General features: G+C 50.6%; 2 protein-coding genes. Both read left to right on the top strand.

All coding sequences use genetic code 11. The annotated features are described in order from the left end of the window. Window positions 1–238: 238 nt before the first annotated feature. Window positions 239–382, top strand: coding sequence for a type IIL restriction-modification enzyme MmeI (locus tag IQ219_RS20645; RefSeq protein WP_368667638.1), 144 nt, complete (start codon window positions 239–241; stop codon window positions 380–382). Window positions 383–839: 457 nt separating this feature from the next. Continuing rightward, window positions 840–2,693, top strand: a 1,854-nt coding sequence (locus IQ219_RS18800) for a class I SAM-dependent DNA methyltransferase (RefSeq protein WP_194073620.1), incomplete at its 3' end; no start/stop codon positions are given.

Here is a 2,693-nt window from a genome sequence, read left to right on the forward strand (position 1 = left end):
GTATTTGCCGCAAATGGACTATGCCCATCCAGCATTGGAAGGCGGCTCTTGCTTGTTTTGCTATTGAACACCCTAATTCTTTTCTTTTCTAATTTCCCCTTTACACAAATTTCTTGACACTCCCACTTGGAACAACGTTTGGTTTATCAGGCGAAGGATGACAGCGTCTACTTTCTACAAGCCGGCTACCATTACACCCCTTGAGACAGCTAAAGTAGGCGAGTCTTGCCGGTTTAAAATGTCCTCATTACGCTCGACAACTTTGGTTTTTACCCCACTGTGTAATATGGCACTGATAGCCTCCCGCATCCACCGGGTTTGGATCGGTACAGTCTGCTTCCGCATGAGAACCAATTTTTGCTACTCCAATACCCTGCACTGAAACACCGTCCCTGCCCTTACCCTCACCGAACAAGATAAACTCGATCTTACCCGTTGCGCGGAAAACATCCTCCTTACCCGAGAGTATTACTTTCTCCCTACGATCGCCGAGATGTACGCCCCGGAGCGCATGGATAAACATCTCCAATGAGTAAAGAGATCGCCATTCCTGCCATCACCGTCACCTACGCCCAAAAGGGGACTTCGATCCACCCCGTTCCTGCATGGGGTATGTATCCTACAGAATTAAGATCAGTACTAGGAGCACTAATTATTCCCTACAAAGTACTTCCACTAGGGTTGTACCAAACTCACCTAGAATTAGGGCATTAGCTAGTAAAAGCGGAAAGTAGGAGAACATTACTGCCATTAAGATCCCTGGCAATGCTTAAGGTATTGACTAGCTGGAGCTTAACTTTTCTTAGTGGAATAGAAGACAGCCAAGACACCGCGAATCTATGAACCCTGTAAGCCACAACAACATCGTTAACTTTATCTGGGGCATTGCTGATGATGTTCTGCGGGATGTCTACGTGCGGGGCAAGTACCGTGACGTGATTCTACCGATGACGGTCATCCGGCGCCTCGACGCACTTTTAGAGCCGAGCAAGGAAAAAGTCCTCGGTATGAAGAGTCAGTTGGATGCGGCAGGGATTGCTAACCAGCACGCGGCTCTCTGTCAGGCCTCCGGGGAGGCTTTTTATAATGTCTCACCTTTTACCCTGCGTGACCTAAAGAATCGGGCTAAGCAACAGCAGCTCAAGGCTGATTTCGAGGCTTACCTAGATGGCTTTTCACCTAACGTCCAGGAGATCCTCGACAAGTTTAAGTTCCGCAACCAGATTCCTACGCTGATCGAGGCAGATATCCTCGGACACCTGCTGGAGAAGTTCCTCGACTCCCGTATCAACCTTAGCCCCAAGCCCTTGGAGGATATGGAAGGTAGGGAGCTGCTTCCGGCACTCGATAACCATTCTATGGGCACCATCTTCGAGGAACTGATCCGTCGCTTTAATGAGGAGAATAACGAAGAAGCGGGTGAGCACTTCACCCCCCGTGATGTGGTTAAGCTTATGGCTGACCTGATCTTTCTACCGATCGCCGACTTGATTGAATCCGGTACCTACCTAGTTTATGACGGGGCTTGTGGTACCGGCGGTATGCTGACGGTGGCGGAGGAACGCCTAGCTGAATTGGCTCTGAACCATGGCAAGGAGGTCTCCATCCACCTCTTTGGACAGGAAGTACAACCTGAGACCTATGCCATCTCCAAAGCCGATTTACTCCTCAAGGGTGAAGGGGCTGAGGCGGAGAATATGAAGTATGCTTCCACCCTCTCCAGCGATGCTTTCCCGTCGCAGGAATTCGATTTCATGCTGTCTAACCCTCCCTACGGCAAGAGCTGGAAGACTGACCTGGAGCGCCTGGGGGGTAAGGGAGACATCAAAGACCCACGCTTTGTCACCCAGCACGGTGGTGACTCAGAATATAAGATGATTACCCGCTCCTCAGACGGGCAGTTAATGTTCTTGGTCAACAAGATAGCCAAGATGAAGCACAGCACCAGCCTAGGTAGCCGTATCGCCGAGGTGCACAATGGGTCATCGCTCTTTACAGGGGATGCGGGCCAGGGCGAAAGTAATATCCGCCGCTGGATCATCGAAAACGACTGGCTGGAGGCCATCATCGCCCTGCCGGAGAACATGTTTTACAACACTGGCATCGCCACCTACATCTGGCTATTGACTAATCGTAAGAGCAAGGAACGCCAGGGTAAGGTTCAGCTTATCGATGCAACAGAATGGTATGTGCCCCTACGACGTAACCTCGGCAAGAAAAACTGCGAGTTCTCCGAGGAACAGATGGGTACCATTGTGGATTTGGTGCTTCATCCAGTGGAGACAGAGAAATCCAAGATCTTCCCCAATGAAGCTTTTGGCTACTGGAAGGTGACTGTAGACCGTCCTTTGCGGGTGGAGGGGGCAGATCCCCAGCGGGTTTACAAAGCCGCCGAAATTAAGGCATTCAAAACTGAAAGTAGGGTTACCGAGGAAGGGGTGCCAATTATCAAGAAGATTCACAAGAAGGGGACTCAGCCTGACCCACTCCACGGTTTGTTCGAGGTGGAGATTGGCGGCAAGCTCTGTGTGGTGGAGTATGAACCTGATAGTAATTTACGGGACAGCGAGCAGATTCCGTTGTTAGAAGATGGGGGGATAGAGGCGTTCTTTCGACGGGAGGTATTGCCCTACACTCCGGATGCCTGGATCGAGGCTAGCAAGACCCAGATAGGCTATGAAGTTTCCTTTACC

It is taken from the genome of Synechocystis sp. LEGE 06083, from assembly GCF_015207725.1.
GTDB classification, from domain to species: domain Bacteria; phylum Cyanobacteriota; class Cyanobacteriia; order Cyanobacteriales; family Microcystaceae; genus Synechocystis; species Synechocystis salina.

Coding starts and splice junctions, on each gene's coding strand:
- IQ219_RS20645 (WP_368667638.1), top strand. CDS start 239: ATGTCCTCATTACGCTCGACAACTTTGGTTTTTACCCCACTGTGTAAT.